The organism is Streptomyces sp. IMTB 2501 (genome assembly GCF_001953885.1).
Taxonomy (GTDB): domain Bacteria; phylum Actinomycetota; class Actinomycetes; order Streptomycetales; family Streptomycetaceae; genus Streptomyces.
The window spans coordinates 133,113-155,658 of record NZ_MQUS01000003.1 but is presented as its reverse complement, the minus strand read 5'-3'; the positions used below and the strand labels follow the sequence as shown (position 1 = coordinate 155,658).

Annotated in this window: 21 protein-coding genes and 1 tRNA gene; 12 read left to right on the top strand and 10 right to left on the bottom strand. The window is 71.4% G+C overall.

Annotated elements, in window-relative coordinates; translation table 11 throughout:
* The first annotated feature begins 79 nt into the window (after positions 1-79).
* The 7 genes from AV521_RS07150 to AV521_RS07120 all read left to right on the top strand — a co-directional run bounded on the left by AV521_RS07150 (position 80) and on the right by AV521_RS07120 (position 7,938).
* Positions 80-844 carry an IclR family transcriptional regulator gene (locus AV521_RS07150; RefSeq protein ID WP_076085131.1) on the top strand — a complete coding sequence of 255 codons (765 nt, stop codon included), beginning with the start codon at positions 80-82 and terminating at the stop codon, positions 842-844.
* Between the two features lie 389 nt (positions 845-1,233).
* Positions 1,234-2,028 carry an MIP/aquaporin family protein gene (locus tag AV521_RS07145; RefSeq protein WP_076085128.1) on the top strand — a complete coding sequence of 265 codons (795 nt, stop codon included), beginning with the start codon at positions 1,234-1,236 and terminating at the stop codon, positions 2,026-2,028.
* Positions 2,029-2,086: 58 nt separating this feature from the next.
* Positions 2,087-3,625, top strand: coding sequence for a glycerol kinase GlpK (glpK, locus tag AV521_RS07140; RefSeq protein WP_076085125.1), 1,539 nt, complete (start codon positions 2,087-2,089; stop codon positions 3,623-3,625).
* Positions 3,626-3,667: 42 nt separating this feature from the next.
* Positions 3,668-5,284 (top strand): glycerol-3-phosphate dehydrogenase/oxidase, encoded by a 1,617-nt coding sequence (locus tag AV521_RS07135; RefSeq protein WP_076085122.1) that lies wholly within the window; start codon positions 3,668-3,670, stop codon positions 5,282-5,284.
* Between the two features lie 92 nt (positions 5,285-5,376).
* Positions 5,377-5,922, top strand: coding sequence for an SMI1/KNR4 family protein (locus tag AV521_RS07130; protein ID WP_076085119.1), 546 nt, complete (start codon positions 5,377-5,379; stop codon positions 5,920-5,922).
* Between the two features lie 68 nt (positions 5,923-5,990).
* Positions 5,991-6,662 carry a FadR/GntR family transcriptional regulator gene (locus AV521_RS07125; protein ID WP_076085116.1) on the top strand — a complete coding sequence of 224 codons (672 nt, stop codon included), beginning with the start codon at positions 5,991-5,993 and terminating at the stop codon, positions 6,660-6,662.
* Positions 6,663-6,930: 268 nt separating this feature from the next.
* The gene (locus AV521_RS07120; protein ID WP_076085113.1) at positions 6,931-7,938 is read left to right on the top strand and encodes a PAC2 family protein; all 1,008 of its coding nucleotides are present in this window, start codon (positions 6,931-6,933) and stop codon (positions 7,936-7,938) included.
* A 91-nt stretch (positions 7,939-8,029) separates the two neighbouring features.
* Here AV521_RS07120 and mshC read toward each other — a convergent pair whose 3' ends face one another.
* The 4 genes from mshC to AV521_RS07100 all read right to left on the bottom strand — a co-directional run bounded on the left by mshC (position 8,030) and on the right by AV521_RS07100 (position 11,601).
* Positions 8,030-9,259: a cysteine--1-D-myo-inosityl 2-amino-2-deoxy-alpha-D-glucopyranoside ligase gene (gene mshC / locus AV521_RS07115; protein ID WP_076085802.1), complete on the bottom strand. Its 1,230-nt coding sequence runs from the start codon at positions 9,257-9,259 to the stop codon at positions 8,030-8,032.
* A gap of 153 nt (positions 9,260-9,412) precedes the next feature.
* Positions 9,413-10,252 carry an SCO1664 family protein gene (locus AV521_RS07110; RefSeq protein WP_076085109.1) on the bottom strand — a complete coding sequence of 280 codons (840 nt, stop codon included), beginning with the start codon at positions 10,250-10,252 and terminating at the stop codon, positions 9,413-9,415.
* Positions 10,216-10,806, bottom strand: a complete 591-nt coding sequence (locus tag AV521_RS07105; RefSeq protein WP_076085106.1) for a DUF3090 domain-containing protein — start codon at positions 10,804-10,806, stop codon at positions 10,216-10,218. Before AV521_RS07105 ends, AV521_RS07110 begins: the two co-directional genes overlap by 37 nt.
* Before the next feature lie 108 nt (positions 10,807-10,914).
* Positions 10,915-11,601 (bottom strand): histidine phosphatase family protein, encoded by a 687-nt coding sequence (locus AV521_RS07100; protein ID WP_076085103.1) that lies wholly within the window; start codon positions 11,599-11,601, stop codon positions 10,915-10,917.
* 62 nt (positions 11,602-11,663) lie between these two features.
* Between AV521_RS07100 and corA the strand changes: the two genes are divergently transcribed.
* Entirely contained in the window at positions 11,664-12,659 is a 996-nt protein-coding gene (gene corA / locus AV521_RS07095; protein WP_076085800.1) for a magnesium/cobalt transporter CorA, read from the top strand.
* A 15-nt stretch (positions 12,660-12,674) separates the two neighbouring features.
* Here corA and AV521_RS07090 read toward each other — a convergent pair whose 3' ends face one another.
* Positions 12,675-13,283, bottom strand: a complete 609-nt coding sequence (locus AV521_RS07090; RefSeq protein WP_076085797.1) for a hypothetical protein — start codon at positions 13,281-13,283, stop codon at positions 12,675-12,677.
* A 236-nt stretch (positions 13,284-13,519) separates the two neighbouring features.
* A complete protein-coding gene (locus AV521_RS07085) occupies positions 13,520-14,575 on the bottom strand; it encodes an LLM class F420-dependent oxidoreductase (RefSeq protein ID WP_076085100.1) in 1,056 nt (351 codons plus the stop codon).
* A gap of 159 nt (positions 14,576-14,734) precedes the next feature.
* Here AV521_RS07085 and AV521_RS07080 point away from each other — a divergent pair, with 159 nt between their 5' ends.
* Complete coding sequence (locus tag AV521_RS07080; protein ID WP_076085097.1) at positions 14,735-15,718, top strand: aldo/keto reductase; 984 nt, start codon at positions 14,735-14,737, stop codon at positions 15,716-15,718.
* Complete coding sequence (locus AV521_RS07075; protein WP_076085094.1) at positions 15,715-18,177, top strand: helix-hairpin-helix domain-containing protein; 2,463 nt, start codon at positions 15,715-15,717, stop codon at positions 18,175-18,177. The genes AV521_RS07080 and AV521_RS07075 overlap by 4 nt, the downstream gene beginning before the upstream one ends.
* A gap of 134 nt (positions 18,178-18,311) precedes the next feature.
* On the opposite strand, the gene AV521_RS07070 is transcribed toward AV521_RS07075, so the two are convergent.
* Positions 18,312-18,992 (bottom strand): hypothetical protein, encoded by a 681-nt coding sequence (locus AV521_RS07070; RefSeq protein WP_076085091.1) that lies wholly within the window; start codon positions 18,990-18,992, stop codon positions 18,312-18,314.
* Between the two features lie 47 nt (positions 18,993-19,039).
* On the opposite strand from AV521_RS07070, the gene AV521_RS07065 reads away from it, so the two are divergent.
* Positions 19,040-19,228 carry a DUF5703 family protein gene (locus AV521_RS07065; RefSeq protein WP_014671721.1) on the top strand — a complete coding sequence of 63 codons (189 nt, stop codon included), beginning with the start codon at positions 19,040-19,042 and terminating at the stop codon, positions 19,226-19,228.
* Between the two features lie 64 nt (positions 19,229-19,292).
* Here the strand turns inward: AV521_RS07065 and AV521_RS07060 are convergent, their stop codons facing one another.
* The 3 genes from AV521_RS07060 to AV521_RS07050 all read right to left on the bottom strand — a co-directional run bounded on the left by AV521_RS07060 (position 19,293) and on the right by AV521_RS07050 (position 22,014).
* Positions 19,293-20,129: a chaplin gene (locus tag AV521_RS07060; protein WP_076085088.1), complete on the bottom strand. Its 837-nt coding sequence runs from the start codon at positions 20,127-20,129 to the stop codon at positions 19,293-19,295.
* Between the two features lie 179 nt (positions 20,130-20,308).
* On the bottom strand, positions 20,309-20,542 hold the full coding sequence (gene chpH / locus AV521_RS07055; RefSeq protein WP_076085085.1) for a chaplin ChpH: 234 nt from the start codon (positions 20,540-20,542) through the stop codon (positions 20,309-20,311).
* 146 nt (positions 20,543-20,688) lie between these two features.
* A complete protein-coding gene (locus tag AV521_RS07050; RefSeq protein WP_076085082.1) occupies positions 20,689-22,014 on the bottom strand; it encodes a M20/M25/M40 family metallo-hydrolase in 1,326 nt (441 codons plus the stop codon).
* 219 nt (positions 22,015-22,233) lie between these two features.
* Between AV521_RS07050 and AV521_RS07045 the strand changes: the two genes are divergently transcribed.
* Positions 22,234-22,321 (top strand) — tRNA-Leu (locus AV521_RS07045).
* The last annotated feature ends 225 nt before the right edge of the window (positions 22,322-22,546 follow it).

Genomic DNA, 22,546 nt, shown 5'->3' with positions numbered 1-22,546 from the left:
TATACGACAGCGGTCGGCACCGGTGGACGGCGCGATCGGCCGTTCGACGGCGGTCGAAGGGGACGGAGGCAGGACGGCGATGGCACGGAACATCCAGTCGCTCGAACGGGCGGCCGCGATGCTGCGGCTGCTCGCGGGCGGCGAGCGACGGCTCGGCCTGTCGGACATCGCCTCGTCACTGAGTCTCGCCAAGGGCACCGCCCACGGCATCCTGCGCACCCTCCAGCAGGAGGGGTTCGTGGAGCAGGACGACTCCTCCGGCCGCTATCAGCTGGGCGCGGAGCTGCTGCGCCTCGGCACCACGTACCTGGACGTGCACGAGTTGCGGGCCAGGGCCCTGGTGTGGACCGACGACCTGGCCCGTTCCAGCGGCGAGAGCGTCCACCTGGGAGTCCTGCACCAGCAGGGCGTACTGATCGTGCACCACGTCTTCCGGCCGGACGACAGCCGGCAGGTGCTGGAGATCGGCGCCATGCAGCCGCTGCACTCCACCGCGCTCGGCAAGGTGCTCTCGGCGTACGACCCGGTGGCGCACAGCGAGTCGCTGGAGGCCGAGCGGAAGGCCTTCACCGACCGCACGGTGTGTGACGCCGGGGACTTCGAGCACCTGCTGGACCTCACGCGCGCGCGTGGTTACGCGGCGGACGTGGAGGAGACCTGGGAGGGCGTGGCGTCCATCGCCGCGCCCATCCACGACCGGCGCCGTATGCCCGTGGGCGCGGTCGGCATCACCGGCGCCGTGGAACGGCTGCGCCGGGACGGCGAGCTGCGCCCCGAGCTGATCGCGGCGGTGCGCGACTGCGCCCGCGCGGTGTCCAGGGACCTGGGCGCGGGCCGGTTCTGAGCGGGCACGGGACGTTTCTGAGCGCTGTGCGCTCGCCCCAGGGCGCATCTGGGGAATCTCCCCGGGTGGCGACCGGGGCGCCGGGCGGCGTTCCGGTTCTCGCCCTACCCTGAAATGGACATATCCGGCCAAACCCTACGTCTGGGCGCGAAGAGTGATAACCGGCAGCGATCAATAACGATCCTGTTTTCAATAACAGAACCCTTGACGCATGCGTAACGCCGAAGCAGACTCCCGTCCATCGGTCGGCATTGTCGAACACCTACCGGCAATACGCGCTAGAGTGTGACAACGCCAAGGGCCGGCATCGCTCTCACCCCCGAGGGCGCCAGAACCCCGGCGGGACCCGGGGTTCGGCTATCCCTGGACGAAGGACAAAGGAGTCGCGGGTGTCCAGCTCCGACATCTTCATCGGCGAGACCATCGGTACCGCCATACTCATCCTGCTCGGCGGCGGCGTCTGCGCGGCCGTCACGCTGAAGGCCTCCAAGGCCCGTAACGCCGGTTGGCTCGCCATCGCCTTCGGGTGGGGCTTCGCCGTGCTGACGGCCGTCTACATCTCCGGACCGCTCTCCGGTGCGCACCTCAACCCGGCCGTCACCGTCGCCCTGGCCATCAAGAGCGGCGACTGGACCAACGTTCCGACCTATTTCGCCGGCCAGCTGCTCGGCGCGATGATCGGCGCGACCCTGGTGTGGGTCACCTACTACGGCCAGTTCCACGCGCATCTCACCGACAAGGAGATCGTCGGTGGTCCGGGTGCGCAGGCCACCACGGCCAAGGCGGTCGAGGCCCAGGAGAAGGGCGCCGGCCCGGTCCTCGGCATCTTCTCCACCGGTCCGGAGATCCGGAACGCGGCACAGAACCTCGCCACGGAGATCATCGGCACCGTCGTGCTGATCCTCGCGGTCCTCACGCAGGGCCTGAACGACAAGGGCAACGGCCTCGGCATCCTCGGCGGTCTGATCACCGCGTTCGTGGTGGTGTCGATCGGTCTCTCCCTGGGCGGCCCGACGGGCTACGCGATCAACCCGGCCCGTGACCTGGGCCCGCGCATCGTGCACGCCCTGCTGCCGCTGCCCAACAAGGGCGGTTCCGACTGGGCTTACGCCTGGATCCCGATCGTCGGTCCGCTGATCGGCGGCGCGATCGCTGCAGGCATCTACAACGTCGCATTCGCTTAATACGTATAAGCACGCGCGTACGTAAAGCCCCTCACCACGGATCTTTCAGGAGCACACAGTGACCGACGCCCACACCGCAGGCCCGTTCATCGCCGCCATCGACCAGGGCACGACCTCCTCGCGCTGCATCGTCTTCGACAAGGACGGCCGGATCGTCTCCGTCGACCAGAAGGAGCACGAGCAGATCTTCCCGAAGCCGGGCTGGGTCGAGCACGACGCCAACGAGATCTGGACCAACGTCCAGGAAGTCGTCGCCGGAGCCATCCAGAAGGCCGGCATCACCCGTGCCGACATCAAGGCCATCGGCATCACCAACCAGCGCGAGACCACCGTGCTGTGGGACAAGAACACCGGTGAACCCGTCTACAACGCCCTCGTCTGGCAGGACACCCGCACCGACGCCCTGTGCCGGGAGCTGGCCCGCAACGTCGGCCAGGACCGCTTCCGCCGCGAGACCGGCCTGCCGCTGGCCTCGTACTTCTCCGGTCCCAAGGCCCGCTGGCTGCTGGACAACGTCGGGGGCCTGAAGGAGCGCGCCGAGGCCGGCGACATCCTCTTCGGCACCATGGACACCTGGGTGATCTGGAACCTGACCGGTGGTGTCAACGGCGGCAAGCACGTCACCGACGTCACCAACGCCTCCCGCACCCTTCTCATGAACCTGCACACGATGCAGTGGGACGAGAAGATCGCCGAGTCGATCGGTGTGCCGCTGCAGATCCTGCCCGAGATCCGCTCCTCCGCCGAGGTCTACGGCGAGGTCACCGGCGGCAAGCTGGGCGACCTGCTCGGCGGCATCCCGGTCGCCTCGGCGCTCGGCGACCAGCAGGCGGCCCTGTTCGGCCAGTGCTGCTTCGCCGAGGGCGAGACCAAGTCCACCTACGGCACCGGCACCTTCATGGTGATGAACACCGGTGACAAGATCATCAACTCCTACGCCGGTCTGCTGACCACGGTCGGTTACAAGATCGGCGACCAGGCGACGGTCTACGCCCTGGAGGGCTCGATCGCCGTCACCGGCTCGCTGGTGCAGTGGATGCGCGACCAGATGGGTCTCATCTCCACCGCCGCCGAGATCGAGACGCTCGCGCTCTCGGTCGAGGACAACGGCGGTGCCTACTTCGTGCCGGCCTTCTCCGGTCTGTTCGCCCCGCACTGGCGTTCCGACGCCCGCGGTGTGATCGCCGGTCTGACCCGGTACGTCACCAAGGCGCACCTCGCGCGCGCCGTCCTGGAGGCCACCGCCTGGCAGACCCGGGAAATCGCCGACGCCATGGTGAAGGACTCCGGCGACGAGCTGGTGGCCCTCAAGGTCGACGGTGGCATGACCGCCAACAACCTGCTGATGCAGACGCTCTCCGACGTCCTGGACGCGCCCGTGGTGCGCCCGATGGTCGCCGAGACCACCTGCCTCGGCGCCGCCTACGCCGCCGGCCTCGCCGTCGGCTTCTGGTCCAGCACCGACGAACTGCGCGCCAACTGGCGCCGGGCCGCCGAGTGGACCCCCCGCATGGACGCGGAGACCCGCGACCGTGAGTACAAGAACTGGCTCAAGGCCGTCGACCGGACCATGGGCTGGATCGAGGACGAGAGCTGAGCTGCCCCACAGATCGGCTCTGACGAGGAGTAAGTACCCGACATGACCAGTCAGTCCACCCTGCAGTCCGTGCCTGCCCTCGGGACGCACCCGGCCTCCGGCTCCAACCCGAGCCGCGCCGAGACCCGGGAGCAGCTCTCCAAGGCGTCGTACGACCTTCTGGTGATCGGCGGCGGCATCCTGGGCATCTCCACCGCCTGGCACGCCGCGCAGTCCGGCCTGAGGGTGGCTCTGGTCGACGCCGGCGACTTCGCCGGCGCCACCTCCTCCGCCTCCTCCAAGCTGCTCCACGGCGGTCTGCGCTATCTGCAGACCGGCGCGGTGAAGCTGGTGGCGGAGAACCACTTCGAGCGCCGTGCGGTCTCCCGCCAGGTGGCCCCCCACCTGGCGAACCCGCTCACCTTCTACCTCCCCGTGTACAAGGGCGGGCCGCACGGCGCGGCGAAGCTCGGCGCGGGCGTCTTCGCCTACTCCGCGCTCTCCGCGTTCGGCGACGGCGTCGGCCACCTGCTCTCCCCCGCCCGGGCGGCGCAGGACGTGCCCGAGCTGCGCACCGAGAACCTCAAGGCCGTGGCCGTGTACGGCGACGACCAGATGAACGACGCGCGCATGGCGCTGATGACGGTCCGTGCGGCCGTCGAGGCGGGCGCCGTCGTCCTCAACCATGCCGAGGTCACCGGCCTGCGCTTCACCAAGGGCCGGGTCACCGGCGCCGAGCTCAAGGACCGGCTCTCCGGTGCGGAGTTCGGGGTCAACGCCCGTCTGGTGCTGAACGCGACCGGCCCCTGGGTGGACCACCTGCGCAAGCTGGAGGACCCGAACGCGGCGCCGTCGATCCGCCTGTCCAAGGGCGCGCACCTGGTCCTGAAGCGGACCTCCCCGTGGAAGGCCGCGCTGGCGACCCCCATCGACAAGTACCGGATCACCTTCGCCCTCCCCTGGGAGGACATGCTCCTGCTCGGTACGACCGACGAGGAGTACGAGGGCGACCCGGCGGACGTCGACGTCAACGAGAAGGACATAGCCCAGATCCTGGACGAGGCCGCGTTCTCCGTGCGCGACCAGCAGCTCAAGCGTGACCTCATCACCTACGCGTTCGCCGGTCTGCGGGTGCTGCCGGGCGGCCCCGGCGACACCGCCAAGGCCAAGCGCGAGACCGTGGTGACCGAGGGCAAGGGCGGCATGCTGTCCGTCGCGGGCGGCAAGTGGACGACGTTCCGGCACATCGGCCGTACCGTGATGCAGAAGCTGGAGGCGCTGCCGGGCCACCCGCTGGGCGACGACTTCGAACCGATCTCCTCGCTGCCGAAGAAGCTGCCGCTGCCCGGTGTCGCCAACCCGCGCGCGGTCGCGCACCGGCTGCTGGTGGACCACCCGGCTCCGGGTCCGCGCATGGCCGCCGACACCGCCAAGCACCTCGCGACGCACTACGGTTCGCTGGCCTTCGACATCGCCCGCCTGGCGAACGAGAACCCTGACCTGGCCGAGCGCGTCCACCCCGACGCCCCGGAGATCTGGGCGCAGGTCGTCTGGGCCCGCGACCACGAGTGGGCCGAGACGCCGGACGACGTGCTGCGCCGCCGGACGACGCTGACCATCCGGGGCCTGGCCACGGACGAGGTCCGCGCCAAGGTGCAGGACATGCTCGGCAAGAAGTAACCGGGCACGGCACAGGGGCTGTTCCACCGCGGTGGGGCGGCCCCTTTCGCCTGCTCGGGGGCGTTGTCAGTGCCGGGTGCTTCCATGGGGGCATGAACAACGATCACGTGGATCCGTCGGAACTCGCGGCCCTGCGCGAGGCGTTCGGTGTCGACGACGGGGGCGAATCGGCGCTGGGCTGGGAGGCGGTGCGGGCCTTCGAGGCGGAGCACGGGGTGATACTGCCGGAGCCGTACCGGACGTGCGTGGCGGAGGTGACGGACGGATCGCTCCAGGGGCCGCCGGAGTACGGTCTGGTGGCACTGGCCGAGGGCGGCGGCAAGCAGCGGCTGACCGAGCCGTTCCCCCTCACCCGGATGTGGCTGTGGGAGGAGGACGACGGGGGGTACGAGGATCCGGAGGCCGTCATAGAGCAGGTCGCCGGCAACGGTTCGATCGTGCTGGGCACGGACGGCTGCGGCATGGACTGGCATCTGATCGTGAGCGGTCCCCACCGGGGTCACATATGGCAGATCACCGGTGAGGGCGCGGTTCCGTTCGGCGCGGAGTTCGGACACACCACGGCCGGGCCGGGCTTCGCCGGCTGGGTGCGGCACTGGGCGGACGGCAAGGAGTGGTTCGACGGCCCGGCCATATGAGGGCCGGCCGCATAATGTGCTGAGACATCCGATGTCTGAGGCATGGGGCGGGCGACAGGAGGCCGGGCATGGCAGTCACCGACGAGGCGATCGAGAAGATCAAGGACATGATCGTCTCCGGTGCGCTGCGCCCCGGCGACCGGCTGCCCAAGGAGAGCGAGCTGGCGGCGGAGCTGGGCCTGTCCCGCAACTCGCTGCGGGAAGCCGTACGGGCCCTGTCGCTGATCCGGATCCTGGACGTGCGCCAGGGCGACGGCACCTATGTCACCAGCCTCGATCCGCAGCTGCTGCTGGAGGCGATGAGTTTCGTCGTGGACTTCCACCGCGACGACACCGTGCTGGAGTTCCTGGCGGTGCGCCGGATCCTGGAGCCGGCCGCGACGGCGACGGCGGCCCTGCGGATCAGCGAGCAGCAACTGGACGCCCTGGACGCCCAGTTGGACGCGCTGGGCGAGGAACCCTCGGTGGAGCAGCTGGTCGCCGCCGACCTGGAGTTCCACCGCGGGATCGTGCGCGGCGCGGGCAACTCGGTGCTGTGCTCCCTGCTGGACGGCCTGTCGGGGCCGACCACACGGGCCCGGATCTGGCGGGGTCTGACCCAGGAGGACGCGGTGGGCCGCACCCTGCGCGAACACCGGGCGATCCTGGCCGCGCTGCGCGACCGGGACGCGGAGGCGGCCCGCTCCTGGGCGACCGTGCACATCGCGAGTGTGGAGCAGTGGCTGCGGTCCACTCTGTGAGTCCGGCCGACGGCGCAGTAGGAGTGCCGGTCGTCCCGCGGGTTCCGCTTCGTGGTGTCCGGTCACGCCCGCGCGGCGGTAGCCGCATGTCAGATGCGGCCCGCGTCCCCCGGATCGGCCACTCGCCCGAGTGTGAATGCCGGGTGTCCGAGGGGGGTGATCGGGGCAGTGATCCGGTCACTCCCCCACGCAAGGGGGCTGCGGGCGCCCCCGCCGGACGCCGTAAGGTTGGTGAGTCAAGCGAGGGCACGTCGGAAGGAGGCACTGGGTGATCGAGCTGGAGGGGGTTCCCGAGCTGATCGACCCAGTCATGGTGGCCGCGTTCGAGGGCTGGAACGATGCCGGCGACGCCGCCTCCACGGCGGTCGCGCATCTGGAACGCGAATGGAAGGGCGAGGTGTTCGCGGCGCTGGACGCCGAGGACTACTACGACTTCCAGGTGAACCGCCCCACGGTGTTCATGGACGGCGGTGTGCGCAAGATCACCTGGCCGACGACAAGGCTGTCGGTGGTGCGGGTCGGCGGCGAGAAGCCGCGTGACCTGGTGCTGGTCCGCGGCATCGAACCGTCCATGCGCTGGCGCTCGTTCTGCAACGAGCTGCTCGGCTTCGCGCACGAGCTGGGCGTGGAGCTGGTGGTCATTCTGGGCGCGCTGCTCGGTGACACCCCGCACACGCGTCCGGTGCCGGTCAGCGGGGTCACGTCCGACCCGGACCTGGCCCAGCGGATGGATCTGGAGGAGACCAAGTACGAGGGCCCGACGGGCATCGTCGGCGTCCTGCAGGAGGCGTGTGCGCACGCCGGCGTCCCGGCGGTGTCGCTGTGGGCGGCCGTACCGCACTACGTCTCCCAGCCGCCCAACCCCAAGGCCACGCTGGCGCTGCTCAACCGCCTGGAGGATCTGCTGGACCTGCGCATCCCGCAGGGCGAACTGCCCGAGGACGCGCGGGCCTGGCAGGTCGGTGTGGACCAGCTGGCCGCCGAGGACAGCGAGGTCGCCGAGTACGTCCAGACGCTGGAGGAGGCCCGGGACACCGCGGAGCTGCCGGAGGCGTCGGGTGAGGCGATCGCCCGCGAGTTCGAGCGGTATCTGCGGCGCCGGGACGTCAGCCCGCCCCCTCCGGGCGGGCATGCGACGGCGGACGGCGGGGACAGCGGCTCCTGGCTGCGGGACAACCCGAGCGGGAAGACGCGTCCGCCGAATGCCCCCGGCGGTTCCGGCGGTTCGAAGGGCAACGACCTCAAGGGCGACGACGAGGACGACCCGGAGGACTGAGGGTACGGAGAAGGGGCGGTTCCCGTGTCGGGAACCGCCCCTTCTCCGTGGTGCCGCGATGGGGGACCGGGGCGCGGCCCTGCGCGGCGGCTTAGAGAGCCACTCCCAGCAGCGCGTCCACCGCCCGCGTCACCACGCCCGGTGCGCCCGTGTCGGTGCCGCCCTCCGTCTCCTGCCGCTGTGCCCAGCGGTCCACCGCGGCCAGCGCGGCGGGCGCGTCGAGGTCATTCGCCAGGGCCCCGCGGATTTCCTCGACGAGAGCGTCGGCGGACGGGCCGTCGGGGCGGGAGACGGCGGCGCGCCAGCGGTCCAGGCGGGCCATGGCGTCCCGCAGGACCTCGTCGGTCCACTCCCAGTCGGCGCGGTAGTGGTGGGACAGCAGGGCGAGGCGGATGGCGGCCGGGTCGACGCCGTCGCGGCGCAGCTGCGAGACGAAGACCAGGTTGCCCTTGGACTTGGACATCTTCTGGCCGTGCAGGGCGACCATGCCGGCGTGCACGTACGTCTTGGCCATGGGGAACTCGCCGGTGAGCACCTGGGCGTGCGAGGCGCCCATCTCGTGGTGCGGGAAGGCGAGGTCGGAGCCGCCGCCCTGGACGTCGAAGCCCATGCCGAAGTGGTCGAGGGCGATGGCCACGCACTCGATGTGCCAGCCGGGCCGGCCGCGGCCGAGGGAGCCGCCGTCCCAGCTGGGCTCGCCCTCGCGGGCGGCCATCCACAGCATCGGGTCGAGGGGGTTCTTCTTGCCCGGGCGGTCCGGGTCGCCGCCGCGCTCGGCGGACAGCAGCCGCATGGCGGCCGCGTCGAGGTTAGAGACCGAGCCGAAATGGCTGTCGGACTCGACGGAGAAGTAGATGTCGCCCTCCAGCTCGTAGGCCGCGCCGAGTTCGCGCAGCCGCTCCACGAGCGGGACGATGCCGGGTATCGCCTCTACGGCGCCTATGTAGTGCTGGGGCGGGAGCATGCGCAGGGCGGTCATGTCCTCGCGGAAGAGGGCCGTCTCCTTCTCGGCGAGGGCGACCCAGTCGACGCCGTCCCGCTCCGCGCGCTCCAGCAGCGGATCGTCGACATCGGTGACGTTCTGGACGTAGTGGACCTGCCGCTTGGTGTCGAGCCACACGCGCTGCACGAGGTCGAACGCGTTGTAGGTCGCCGCGTGCCCCATGTGGGTCGCGTCGTACGGCGTGATGCCGCAGACATAGATACGGGCGACGGGACCGGGGTCGAGGGTGACGAGTCCGCCGGTCGCGGTGTCGTGGATCCTCAGGTCGCGGCCCTGACCAGGCAGGGCGGGGACCTCGGAAGCGGGCCAGGCATGCATGTACATGAGCCTAACCGGCCGTCGGCTGCGTATACGAACGGGATCGCGCCGGATGGCCTGTTAGGCGTTCTTGCATGTCGGCGGCCGATGTGCTGACCGGCTCGGCCGGGACCGCCGACCGTCCTCACACCCGGGGGTTCACGCCGGGTGGGTTCACACCGGTGGCCAGGGGATGGCCGGCCATTCCCCGCTCGGCTCGGGGTGGACTCCCGCGGTGAGCAGGGCGTCGACACGCGCGCGTGTGGCGTCGATCTCAGCCGGGGTGATCAAGCCGGTCAGCCGCTCGCCCAGCGGCCCGCCGAGGGCTCCCCGCAGTCCCCCGAGGACGTCGACGGCCTCGGCGGTCAGCGGCTCCCCGGCCCAGCCCCACAGCAGCGTGCGGAGCTTGTCGTCGACGTTGAAGGTGACGCCGTGGTCGATGCCGTAGAGCCGGCCGTCGGGGGTGGGCAGCAGATGGCCGCCCTTGCGGTCGGCGTTGTTGATCACCGCGTCGAGGACGGCGAGCCGGCGCAGCCGCTCGTCGTCGGCGTGCACGAGGAGCGCGGTGCGGCCCCCGCCGACCTCGGCCAGGCCGATCGCCTTCCAGCCCGGCTCCGGTTCCTCGGCCTCGACCAGGGCGAGCAGCTCCGCCTCGGCCTGGACGTCGATCCACAGCTGGCACATGCCCTCGCCGTAGGGCCCGTCGCGCAGCACGGTCGGCGGGACCAGCCCCCAGCCGGCGGCCTCGGAGACCTCGTAGGCGGCCACCTCGCGGCCGGCCAGGGTGCCGTCGGGGAAGTCCCACAGCGGGCGCTCCCCGGCCACCGGCTTGTAGATGCAGGAGGCTTCCCGGCCGTCCAGGGCGATCGTGCAGAACAGCGCCGCGTTGGAGGCCTCGCGGATCCGGCCGCGCACGGTCAGCTCACCGCGCGCGAGCAACTCGGCGGCGGCCGTGTCGGCCCCGGTGTCGGCGGCGGTCACGCTCCGCGGCGGTATCCGTTCTGGCGCGGACATACGTGTCCTTCCGGATCGAGCGGGAGGCTGCACAGCGGACACGGCGGCCGCCCGGCGTTGACGACGTCGAGGGCGCGCTTGGCGAAGGCCCTGGCCTGCGCGCCGGTCAGCCGGACCCGCAGCATCGGGGGCCCGTTCTCCTCGTCCTGGAGCAGCCGCTCCTCGGCCTCGGCGAGGTCCTCCTCGGTGTCGGCGTCCAGCTCGACCAGGGCCTGCGCCTCGACGATCATGCGCTGTTCCTCGCCGTCCCAGGCCAGCGCCATGGTGCCGACGCGGAACTCCTCCTCGATCGGGGTCTCCAGCGGGGCGGTGTCGGCGACCTCGGTGGGCGCCACGGCGGGGACGGAGGCGCTGCCGCCGCTACGCCGTACGACCTCGTCGAGCAGTTCGTCCATGCGTTCGGCGAGCGCGGCCACCTGGGTCTTCTCCAGAGCCACGCTGGTCACCCGGGAGCCTGCGATGGCCTGGAGGAAGAACGTACGGCGTCCGGGCAGTCCGACCGTGCCGGCCACGAAGCGGTCCGGCGGGTCGTAGAGGAACACCTGACGGGACACGTCCTGTCTCCATTGGATTCGAGAGTTTCAGCGGTGCGGAAGTCTCAGCGGGCGGATGCGCGACGGTGCGGACCGGTGCGGACCGCTTCACCCTACTGCGGCAGACGATCACGGTGCGCCCGCACCACCCCCGACCGGTGCGTCGCCCTCACCGGCTTCCTCGCGCGGGGCGAGTGAGGCGAAATCCCCGGTGTCGCCGAGGCGAACGAGAAACGGCCGGAGGCGGGTGTAGCGGATCGCGGTGACGGAACACGGTTCCACGGAGATTCGCTGGAACAGGTCGAGGTGGAGGCCGAGGGCGTCGGCGACCAGGGATTTGATGATGTCACCGTGGGAGCACATCAGGTAGACGGCGTCGGTGCCGTGATCGCGCTCCACGCGCGCGTTCCACTCGCGTACGGCCTCGGCGGCGCGGGTCTGCATGGCGCGCAGGGACTCGCCGCCGGGGAACGCGGCGGCCGACGGGTGGGCCTGGACGATCTCCATCAGCGGTTCGTCCATCAGCTCGGCGAGCTTGCGGCCGGACCAGTCGCCGTAGTGGCACTCCCCGATCCGTTCGTCGGTGTGGGCGCGCAGTTCCGGGCGGGCCTCGAGGAGCGGCCGCAGGGTCTCCTGGCAGCGCTGCAGGGGGCTCGTGACGACCTCGGAGATCGGCAGCCCGGCGAGCCGTGCGGGCAGCGCGGCGGCCTGTGCGGCGCCACGCTCGTCGAGGGCGACGCCGGGCGTCCAGCCGGCGAGCACCCCGGAGGTGTTGGCGGTGGAACGTCCGTGCCTGACGAGGATCAGCGTGGGCATGCGGCCCAGGGTAGGCGCATCATCACATGCATGGGTGACCGGGCGAGGGGAGAATGCGCTCCGTGATCGTCGACTGCGCCATCTACCGGCACGGGCACCGCACCGAGGGCCCGGAGGACCTGTCCGACGCGCTCGCCGAGGCGCGGGCGGCGGGCGGGTTCGTGTGGATCGGCCTGTACGAGCCGTCCGAGCGCGAGTTCGACCTGGTCACCCAGGAGTTCGCGCTGCATCCGCTGGCGGTCGAGGACGCCCTCAACGCGCATCAGCGGCCCAAGCTGGAGGTCTACGACGACTCGCTGTTCATGGTGCTGAAGCCGGTCGCGTACGACGCGGACAGTGACACCGTCTCGGCCGGCGAGATCATGGTCTTCATCGGCGACTGCTTCGTGGTCACCGTCCGCCACGGCGAGATTTCGCCCCTGGCCGCCGTACGGCACCGCCTGGAGGAGGAGCCGGAGATGCTCGACAAGGGCCCGACCGCCGTGCTGTACGCGATCTCCGACGCGATTGTCGACCACTATCTGGAGGTGGCGACGGAGCTGGGGAACGATCTGGAGGAGCTGGAGGCGGAGGTGTTCCGGCCGGAGGGCGGCGGCTCGCGGCACACCGCGTCCCGGATCTACGGCTTCAAACGGCAGATCCTGGAGTTCCGCCGGGCCACCGGCCCGCTGGCGCTGCCGCTGACCCGGCTGGCGGGCACCGGACCGTTCGGCGCCACGGTGCCCTTCGTGCACGACAAGGCGCGCCCGTTCTTCCGGGACGTCGGCGACCATCTGATGCGGGTGAACGAGTCCGTGGAGGCCCTGGACCGGCTGGTGTCGGACGTCCTGGCGGCGCATCTGGCGCAGATGAGCGTGCGGCAGAACGACGACATGCGGAAGATCTCCTCGTGGGCGGCGATGGCCGCGGTCCCCACGATGATCGCGGGTATCTACGGCATGAACTTCGACAACATGCCGGAGCTGCACTGGCTGTGGTCGTACCCGGCGGTGATCCTGCTGATGGCGGCCCTGGAGGTGCTGCTGTACCGGCTGTTGAAGGGGCGCGGCTGGCTGTGAGGGCCCCGCTGCGGCTCAGGCGAACTCGTGGGCGGGGGCTGCGGGGCCGCCGAGGGCGTCGCGGCGCTCGGTCAGGCGGAGGACGGGCATGCGGCGCCGGCCGACGAGGCGCTCATAGCCGTACACCACGTGGATGCCGGCCGAGAGTACGACGGACTTCGCCTTCGGCCAGCCGAGGATGCGGCCCATGTGGGCCATGACGGCGAGGCTGACGTCCCGGTGGACGCGGGTCTCGGCGAGCGCGCAGGCGCGCAGGCTGCGCTGGATCAGCCGGCCGTGCCCGGCGGCGAACCGCAGCAGTTCCTCGTGGGTGCAGGCGAGGTGGTTGTCCTCGTCGTCCGAGATCATGCGGACGGCCTTGCCGACCTCGGGATGGTCGCCGAAGTACCGGCGGAGCTTGTCGTGGGCGAGGCCGACGCCGTGCCGCTCCAGGAGCATCGTGTAGTCGGTCTCAGGCGGTACGGCGACCGGGGTGAGCCCGCGCTTCTTCAGCAGGGCGTGGAAGATGCGTCCGTGATTCTCCCAGCCGCCCTGCGACTCCCCGCTGGCGGCGATGGAGCAGAAGGGCCGGAGCGACTCGTCATGGTCGAGGATCTCCTGGCACAGACTCCTGGCCGACAGCATGGACGCCACCCCTCCGGACGGTTCCTCAGCATTCCGCGACATTCAGCGCCCTTCGCGGCATTCCGCAAAGAACGAGTCAAATGCGGGCAGTTGGAAGCAGCAACACGGATGTCTGATGACTCGGCCGAAAGAAGGAACGCGGGCGTCGTAACCGCGCGATGCCCGGCGCGTTGTTCCCAGTGACGGCCGTGGCGGGGAAGACCCCCGAGCCCCCACCACGGCCGCTGATGCTGTCCCTAGGCGAGTCCGGCGCGTTCCAGGGCCTCGCTGCCGGCGCGCAGGGAGGCGAGCCGCTCCTCCAGTGTGAAGCCGGCGGGCGACAGGCTGAGGGTGGTGACACCGGCCGCGGCGTAGGCCTTCATCCGGTCGGCGATCCGGTCGACGGAGCCCAGCAGCGTCGTGTTGTCGATGAGGGCCTGCGGGATCGCGGCCGCGGCGCCCTGCTTGTCGCCGGACAGGTACTTCTGCTGGATCTCGGCGGCCTCCTTCTCGTATCCCATGCGCTGGGCGAGCTGGTTGTAGAAGTTCTGCTTGGCGCTGCCCATGCCGCCGACGTACAGCGCCGTGTAGGGACGGAAGGTGTCGGCGAGGCGGGCCACGTCCTTGTCGTCCCCGACGGCCAGCGGCAGGGTCGGGCACACGTCGAACCCTTCGAGCGTCTTGCCTGCCTTCTCGCGGCCGGCGCGCAGGTACTTGAGCGTGGTGTCCTCCAGGTGGTCGGCGGAGGGGAAGATCAGCAGGGCGCCGTCGGCGATCTCGCCGGTCTGCTCCAGGTTCTTCGGGCCGATCGCGGCGATGTAGAGCGGGATGTGCTCGCGCTGCGGGTGCACGGTCAGCTTGATCGGCTTGCCCGGACCGCCCGGCAGCGGCAGCGTCCAGTGCTCGCCCTCGTACGTCAGGCGCTCCCGGGTCATCGCCTTGCGCACGATCTCCACGTACTCGCGGGTGCGGGCCAGCGGCTTGTCGAACTTGACGCCGTACCAGCCCTCGGAGACCTGCGGGCCGGAGACGCCGAGGCCGAGCCGGAAGCGGCCGCCGGACAGCGAGTCGAGGGTGGCCGCCGTCATCGCCGTCATCGCGGGCTGGCGGGCCGGGATCTGGAAGATGGCCGAGCCGACGTCGATGCGCTCGGTCTGCGCGGCGACCCAGGACAGGACCGTCGCCGCGTCGGAGCCGTATGCCTCGGCGGCCCAGCACACCGAGAAGCCCAGCCGGTCGGCCTCCTGCGCGACCGCCAGATTGTCCCCGTCCATCCCGGCACCCCAGTAGCCGAGGTTGATCCCGAGCCGCATGCCTTCCCCTTACCGATCAGTAACGTCCCTGTGGGGCCGACCATAGCGCGGGGGTGGGCGTCAGGGCAGTACCTGGGCCACGGCACCGGGCGCCCCGCAACCAACTTGGTTATCCACAGGCCATCCACCGCGCGCGTTCTGGCCAGTAATCTCGCCCGCATGGAGCAGAGGCATCTCGGCCGTACCGGCCTGCGCGTGTCCCGGATCGGACTCGGCACCCTCACCTGGGGCCGGGACACCGACGAGCACGACGCCGCGGACATGCTGAAGGCGTTCTGGGAAGCCGGCGGCACACTGGTCGACACCGCGGACGTGTACGGCGACGGCGAGGCGGAGTATCTGCTCGGACAGCTGATGGACGGCCTGGTGCCGCGCCGGGACCTGGTGATCTCCACCAAGGCGGGCAGCGTCCCCGACCCCGACCGCCGCTTCGACGGCTCCCGCGGCCATCTGCTCGCCGCGCTCGACGCCTCCCTGACCCGCCTGGGCACGGAGTACGTCGACCTGTGGCACGTCCATGCCTACGACCCCGACACCCCGTTGGAGGAGACGCTCCAGGCCCTCGACATAGCGGTGAGCAGCGGCCGCGCCCGCTACGCCGGGGTCTCCAACTTCTGCGGCTGGCAGCTCGCCAAGGCGGCCACCTGGCAGCTCGCGGCGCCCGGCGTCCGGACCCGGCTGGCCAGCACGCAGCTGGAGTACTCGCTGCTGCAGCGGGGCGTGGAGCGTGAGGTGCTGCCCGCCGCGCTGGACCTCGGCGTCGGCCTGCTGCCCTCCTCGCCGCTCGGCCGGGGCGTCCTGACCGGGAAGTACCGGCACACCACTCCGCCGGACTCGCGCGGCGCCTCCGAGCACCTGGCCCCGTTCGTGGAGCCGTATCTGGACGACACGGCCTCCCGCATCGTGGACGCGGTGACGACGGCCGCCGACGGGCTCGCCGTCACCCCGCTCCAGGTGGCCCTCGCCTGGGTCCGGGACCGGCCCGGCGTGGCCGCGCCGATTCTCGGCGCGCGCAACGCGCAGCAGCTCACGGCTGCGTTGTCAGTGGAGGCCCTTAGTCTTCCTGACGAGATCTGCCGGGCGCTGGACGATGTGTCGGCGCCCGTGCACCGCTATCCCGATCACGACTGGAGCACGCTGTGAGCACGGAGCCGGAGACCACGGAGGAAGCCGGGCCGGGGACACCGGACACACCCGAGGCCTCGCGCGGGGTCACCCCGCCCACGCCCGAGGGGAGCCGTGCGGACGGCACCGAGAAGGACGGTGCCGAAGGCGAGGGCAGCACAGGCGCCGGCGCACACGGGGCCGAGAACATCGGCGCGGGCGAGGACGGCGCGGACGGAGCCGAGGGCCAGGGCGGTTCGGACGGCGGTGAGGGTTCGGGCGGCGACCGCAGGGGCGAGGGCGCAGGCGGAGCCGGCGGTGGTGACGGCGCCGGGGCCCAGGTGTCCGACACGGACGGGGCCGACGGCGAGGACACCGGCGCGGGCGCGAGTGCGGACGACGGCGTGGGTACTGGCGCGAGCGCGGACGGGGCCGAGGGCCAGGGCGGTTCGGACGGCGACCGCGGTGGCGAGGGCGCAGGTGGGGCCCAGGTGTCCGAGGCGGAGGCCGAGTTGGCGGCGCAGCGGGTCGAGCGGGAGCGGATCGAGCGGCGCAAGGCGGAGAAGAAGAGCCCGATCGAGAGCGGCGCCAAGCTCAGCGGCACGGCGGCCGACCTGCTCGCGGCGGTGCGGGCGGTGGAGAGCGGCGAGAAGCCGGTGGCCACGGCGTTCGCCGAGCCTGCTCCGGCGCCACGCCGCCCGGCCCCGGAGCCCGTACGCCGGCCGCAGCCCGCGCCCGCCCCGGCCGCCGTCACCCCCGGCGCCCCCGCACCGGAGACGGTGGAGAGCATCCGCCGGGTGCTGGCCGAGGGCGGCGCGCCCGAGGCCCTGGCTCCCCAGGTGGCCACGGCTCTCGGCGAGGGCGCCGATGCGGCGCTGCGCGAGGACCCCTGGCACCTGCTGCGGATCAGTGGCGTACGACCCGACCAGGCCGACGGGTTCGCACGGGCGCTGCTCGGCGCCGCCTGCGGTCCGGGCGACGAGCGGCGGGGCCGCGCCCTCACCGTCTGGCTGCTGGAGCAGGCGGCCCTGGCCGGGCACACCGCGCTGGAGCTGCCCACGCTCGCCGCGGCGCTCGGCCGGCAGAACGTGCCGGACCCGGACACTGCGGTGCAGAGCACGCTTGCGGAGGGCGAGGCTCTGGCCTTCCAGGACGCCCTGGAGGAACCGGGAGCCGCTGCCCCGCAGCAGACGGAAGAGGGCGAGGAGGAGCGCCCGGTCCGGGTCCTCGTCGGCCTGGAACGGTACGCGCTGGCCGAGGAGAGCCTCGCCGACGGCCTGGCCCGGCTGGTCAACTCGCTGTCCAAGGAGACCGACCAGGCCTGGCGGACGGCCGCCGACGCCGTCTCCGGCGGGGCGGCCGAGCTGGTCCGGGCGGTGGCCGGACACGGCCTGGTGCTGCACACCGGCGGGGAGGCGGCCCGGACCGAGCCGGCCGCGCTGCTCGGCGCCGCGCGCACCGCGGGCCTGCGGGCGTTCGCCGTCTGCCACACGCCCGACGGACGCCACCGCCTCACCCCGCAGCCAGGGGCGGACCCGGCGGAGCACAGCGTGGGTACGATCGCCGGTCTGCTGTCCGGCACCGAGGGACCGGGGCGGGACACGGACGGCGCGCTGGAACTGGACCTGCTGATCGTGCTGGACGCCCCGCAGCTCGACGTGGAGAGCGCCGCGATGCTGGTGGAGTCGCTGCCCGACGGGGCCCGGCTGGTGCTCAGCGGTGACCCGGCGGTGCTGTGGTCGGCCGGTCCCGGGCGGGTCTTCGCCGATCTGCTCGCCGCCCGCGCCTGCCCGCAGATCGCCTCGCGTATCCCCGACCCGGGCCCGATCGGCGAGCTGGTCTCCGGTATCGGCGCCGGCGAGCTGAACCAGGTCGCCGCACCGGGCAAGGAGATCGTCATCGTCCCGGTGCGGGACGCCGGCGAGGCCGTGCACCGGACGGTCCAGCTGGTCGCGGACTCGGTGCCACGGGCGATCGGGATCCCGGCCGACCAGACCGTGGTGATCGCCCCGGGACACGGCGGCGCCGCGGGCACCCGTGCCCTCAACTCCGCGCTGAAGGAACGCCTCAACCCCGGCCCCGGCCGCTTCGGCGGCTTCGACCCCGGCGACCGGATCGCCTACTCCCCCGCCCCGGGCCGTACGGTGCCGGGCGTGGTGGTCAAGGCCGACGCGGACGGGCTGCATCTGATGTGCGCGGGCGCCCCGGTGGTCGTACCGCGCGAGCGGGTGGAGGGCGCCGTGCGGCACGGCTGGGCACTGACCGCGCACCAGGCGGTGGGCGCCCGCTGGCCGGCGGCGGTCGTGGTGCTGCCCGGCGACGCGGCGCAGGCGCTCAGCAGACCCTGGGTGTACACGGCGTTCGGCCGGGCGGAGCGGCATCTGTCCGTGGTCCACGGGGTGGAACAGGCCCTGCCGAAGGCGGTGGCGGAGACACCGGCCAAGCCACGCACGACCCGCTTGCAGACCCTGCTGCGCACCCAGGTCCCGAACGACTGACTCTCTGTCCGCCCGCCCTCTCCGCCATCGCGGCGCTCAGCCACGACGGCGGAGTCCGGCGGTGCCGAACCGGCCCCAGGCCACCCGGCACCGCCGGACCTGGCACTGCCGGACTCGGCACCGCCGTCACCGCACTACTTCTCGGTGTCCAGCGGCTCCAGTTCCTCGTCCTCGACGAACTCGAGATCGTCCTCCTCGTCGGAGACGTCGTCGTCGAACACCGCGCTCACGTCGAACCGGCACACCACACTCTGCGAGTCGATGTGGTCGAACGGCGCATCCAGCCACTCGCCCGCCTCGGGTGCCTCGTCCGCCGCGGTGACCCAGAGCGTGGAGTCGCCCTCCTCCAGGCCGAACTCCTTGTGCCGGGAGGCGATCTCGTCCGGTTCGAACTCGCCGAACAGGATCCCGAGCGCCCCAGGAACCGTACTGGCGGCATCCTCGGTCAGGCCGCCGGCGGCCTCGTACTCCGCCGCCTCGACCCGCTGGGCCTGCGCCAGCAGCCGCTGCGGTTCCGCCACGGCGTAGTCACGGCGGATCAGCACACTGATCGCGTTCGGTTCCTCGGGGCCGGCATACGGCGGCAGCTCCTCCGACCCGGGGATCTCGAAGGGCGTGACCTCGTCATAGCGGTCGTAGAGCAGCTCGTCGTACACCTCGGCGGCCGCGGCCAGCTGGTTGAACGCCTCAAAGACAGCCGGGTCGTCCTCCCCCGACCTGCGTTCGACGGCCGCCAGATGACGATCGAGGGCGGTCTTGACCGCCTCGGCGGCGGCGCGTACCTCGGCAGCGGTGGGCTGCGCAGCATCAGACATAGTGCAGACGCTATCCGTACCGGGCCCCAGCCCGCACAATAGATGCGATGCCGGAATACGAATTTGTCGACGTGTATGTGCCGCGCGGGGTGTCCCGCAAGGAGGCCACACGTCTACTGACGGACCATGCCGAGTACGGACACTGGGAGTTGGACCGACTGAGCCTGCTGCGTGACGGCAGCCGCAGGGTGCGGTTGCGCCGACGGATCATCCGCCAGGTGCGCGCCACGTGGTGAGCCTGGACACAGCTGAACGGAGCGGGCCCCGCCGGGATGGCGGGGCCCGCTCCGTTTGCCGTACCTACGCCGTGGCCCGCGCCTTGCGGTAGAGCACCGCGCCCGCGAGGAGCGCGCCCGCGCCGACGGGCAGCACGAGGCCCACCGGCACATCGCTGCCGGTGTGTGCGAGCTGGCCGTTGGTCAGGGGCTGGGTGGAGCGGCCGCCCTGCTGGTTGACCGGCGTGGACCCGTGGGACCCCTGGGGACCGTGGGGTGTGTGACCGCCCTTGCCGGGCGGGGTCGTCGGGTTACCCGGGTGACCGGGGTGGCCCGGGTGACCCGGGTGGCCAGGATGACCCGGGTGACCGGGATGGCCCGGGTGCCCCGGGTGCCCGGGGTGACCAGGGTGGCCCGGCTGGCCGGGCGGGTTTCCCTGGCCGCCGCCCGGAGGCTGCCCCTGGTGGCCGCCGCCTCCGTTGGCGCAGTCGTTGTCCGTGGTGGCGTTGCCGACCCCGATGGCGTTCACGCTGTTGCCGCAGACGTTCACCGGTGCGTCGATCGGTACCTGCACGGTGTTGCCGGAGCCGACGCCGGGCGAGCCCGAGGTGCGGCCGCCCGCGTGCGAGCCGCCCGAACCGCCGGAACCGCCGGAGCCGCCGTGTCCCTGCGAAGTACCGCCGTCGTTGGCGCACTTGTTCCCCACGGCCGGGTTGAGCAGCCCGACGACGTTCACGGTGTTGCCGCACACGTTCACCGGCGCATGCACCGGCACCTGCACGGTGTTGCCGGACAGTACGCCGGGCGAGCCGGCGGCGCTGCCGAACGCGCCCGCGTCTGCGTGGGCATAGCCGCTCGCGGCGGCGATCACACCGGTGGCCGCCGCCATCGTCATCAGGCCCTTGCGGGTGCCCTGTCGCATTTTCTGATTTCCCCTGCCTTCGATCCTGCTGTGCCTCGCGATTGCGTCGCATTGCATTGCGTTGCGCTGCGAACCTCGCGGATCATGTATCCGCGCATGAGACCGGTCGGCCCCGGAGCACATGACACGCGCTCCGAGGCCGACGGCTCGAAAAAGACGCCCCCCTCAGGAGGTAGTCGTCACTTGTTGATGCAGGTGTTGCCCCAGGCGGGGTTCAGGAGCCCGATCACGTTGACCGTGTTGCCGCAGACGTTCACCGGGACGTGCACGGGGGCCTGAACGACGTTGCCGGAGACAACGCCCGGGGAGTGCACAGCGGCACCCTGGGCTCCGGAGTCTGCGACGGCGAGGCCCGCGCCCGCGAGAACCAGCCCACCGGTGGCAGCCGCAGCAGCGACGACCTTCTTGATCATTATTCCTCCTTGTTGGCAATGCGACCCCAAGGTGCGGAGTCACATCACCTGTAACGAGGAGGAACTAATGAAGCTACGAACCGATCGTCGCATTCACCCGTTCCAGTCGTCCCCGTACGCGCGCCCGAATATCCGGGCCCAGAACCTCACGACGCGTCGATGAACCGGTCCAGCACGCGCACCCCGAACCGCAGCCCGTCGACCGGCACCCGCTCGTCCACGCCGTGGAACATGCCGGCGAAGTCCAGCTCCGGCGGCAGCTTCAGCGGGGCGAAGCCGAAGCCGCGAATGCCGAGGTCGTCGAAGGACTTGGCGTCGGTGCCGCCGGAGAGCATGTAGGGGATCGCCTTGGCGGTGGGGTCCTCGGCCAGCAGCGCGGACTGCATGGCCTCCACCAGTGCCCCGTCGAAGCCGGTCTCGACCGCCTTGTCGGCATGCACGTCCTCGCGCCGGACGTTGGGGCCGAGAAGCCGGTCGAGGTCTCCGAGGAACTCCTCCTCGTAGCCGGGCAGGAACCGTCCGTCGATGTGCGCGGTGGCCTCGCCCGGGATGACGTTGACCTTGTAGCCGGCGTTCAGCTGGGTCGGGTTGGCGGTGTTGCTGAGGGTCGCGCCGATCAGCTTGGCGATGCCGCCGAGCTTGGCGAGGGTGGCCTCCATGTTCTCCGGGTCCAGCTCGGTGCCGAGCGCGTCGCCCAGCTCGTCGAGGAAGGCCCGGGTGGTCTTGGTGACCCGCACCGGGAACTTGTGCCGGCCGACCCGGGCGACGGCCTCGGACAGCTCGGTGATGGCGTTGTCCCGGTGGATCATCGAGCCGTGCCCGGCGGTGCCGGCCACGGTCAGCTTCATCCAGTGCATGCCCTTCTCGGCCGTCTGGACCAGATAGAGCCGGCGCTGCTCGTCCACCGTGAAGGAGAACCCGCCGACCTCGCTGATGGCCTCGGTGACGCCCTCGAACAGCTCGGGGTGGTTGTCGACCAGGTGGCGGGCGCCATAGGTGCCGCCGGCCTCCTCGTCGGCGAGAAAGGCGACCACGATGTCGCGAGGGGGCCGCCGGCCGCTGCGCAGCCGGTCACGCACGACCGCGAGAGTCATGGCGTCCATGTCCTTCATGTCGACGGCCCCACGCCCCCACACGCACCCGTCGGCGACCTCGCCGGAGAACGGGTGGTGAGTCCAGTCGTCGGCGTTGGCCGGTACGACGTCCAGGTGGCCGTGGATCAGCAGCGCGGGCCGGGACGGGTCCTCGCCCTCGATACGGGCCACGGTCGAGGCGCGGCCCGGGTGCGACTCGTAGATCTTCGGCTCCAGCCCGACCTCGGCGAGCTTCTCGGCAGTCCACTCGGCGGCCCGGCGCTCGCCGGGGCCGGAGTGGTCGCCGTAGTTGCTGGTGTCGAACCTGATCAGCTCGCGGCAGAGGTCCACGACCTCGTCCTCGCCGGTGACGCTCCTGGCCGTGTCCGTCTCGCTCACGTGCTTCCTCCCGCGCTGTCGCTGCTGGTGGTCCTCCTCATCCTCCCTCTCCCCCGTCCCCGGCCCAAGACGGGTCCCGGCCCGTCACACACCGTTCACGCGCGACCGTCCGCCGGGGCGGGGGGTGTGATCAGCCACCCCCGAAAGCCTGGTAATGTTTCCTTCGTCGCCGCGAGGGAAACGCCCGCCGAAAGGGTTCCCCCGCACGACAGACACCTTGTCCGGGTGGCGGAATGGCAGACGCGCTAGCTTGAGGTGCTAGTGCCCTTTATCGGGCGTGGGGGTTCAAGTCCCCCCTCGGACACCAGCGAAGGCCCCTGCTCACGCAGGGGCCTTCTGCGTTCCCTCTTCGCCTCCTGCGCATGGGCCCGCCCGAGGCCCCGCTCCCCGCGAACTGCCCCTGAATGTCCGGTCCTTGGCGGTGTGTGGGGCATGTCTCGTACCGCGCGAAGAACGGCAGCTCAGGGGCGTCGGGCCGGGTGCCGCAGGTCGGCCGGGACGGCCGTCTCAAGTGGCTGGACACCGGGCCGGC

Coding starts and splice junctions, on each gene's coding strand:
- AV521_RS07150 (WP_076085131.1), top strand. CDS start 80: ATGGCACGGAACATCCAGTCGCTCGAACGGGCGGCCGCGATGCTGCGG.
- AV521_RS07135 (WP_076085122.1), top strand. CDS start 3,668: ATGACCAGTCAGTCCACCCTGCAGTCCGTGCCTGCCCTCGGGACGCAC.
- AV521_RS07130 (WP_076085119.1), top strand. CDS start 5,377: ATGAACAACGATCACGTGGATCCGTCGGAACTCGCGGCCCTGCGCGAG.
- AV521_RS07125 (WP_076085116.1), top strand. CDS start 5,991: ATGGCAGTCACCGACGAGGCGATCGAGAAGATCAAGGACATGATCGTC.
- mshC (WP_076085802.1), bottom strand. CDS start 9,259: ATGCATGCCTGGCCCGCTTCCGAGGTCCCCGCCCTGCCTGGTCAGGGC.
- AV521_RS07110 (WP_076085109.1), bottom strand. CDS start 10,252: ATGTCCGCGCCAGAACGGATACCGCCGCGGAGCGTGACCGCCGCCGAC.
- AV521_RS07100 (WP_076085103.1), bottom strand. CDS start 11,601: ATGCCCACGCTGATCCTCGTCAGGCACGGACGTTCCACCGCCAACACC.
- AV521_RS07090 (WP_076085797.1), bottom strand. CDS start 13,283: ATGCTGTCGGCCAGGAGTCTGTGCCAGGAGATCCTCGACCATGACGAG.
- AV521_RS07085 (WP_076085100.1), bottom strand. CDS start 14,575: ATGCGGCTCGGGATCAACCTCGGCTACTGGGGTGCCGGGATGGACGGG.
- AV521_RS07080 (WP_076085097.1), top strand. CDS start 14,735: ATGGAGCAGAGGCATCTCGGCCGTACCGGCCTGCGCGTGTCCCGGATC.
- AV521_RS07070 (WP_076085091.1), bottom strand. CDS start 18,992: ATGTCTGATGCTGCGCAGCCCACCGCTGCCGAGGTACGCGCCGCCGCC.
- AV521_RS07065 (WP_014671721.1), top strand. CDS start 19,040: ATGCCGGAATACGAATTTGTCGACGTGTATGTGCCGCGCGGGGTGTCC.
- AV521_RS07060 (WP_076085088.1), bottom strand. CDS start 20,129: ATGCGACAGGGCACCCGCAAGGGCCTGATGACGATGGCGGCGGCCACC.
- chpH (WP_076085085.1), bottom strand. CDS start 20,542: ATGATCAAGAAGGTCGTCGCTGCTGCGGCTGCCACCGGTGGGCTGGTT.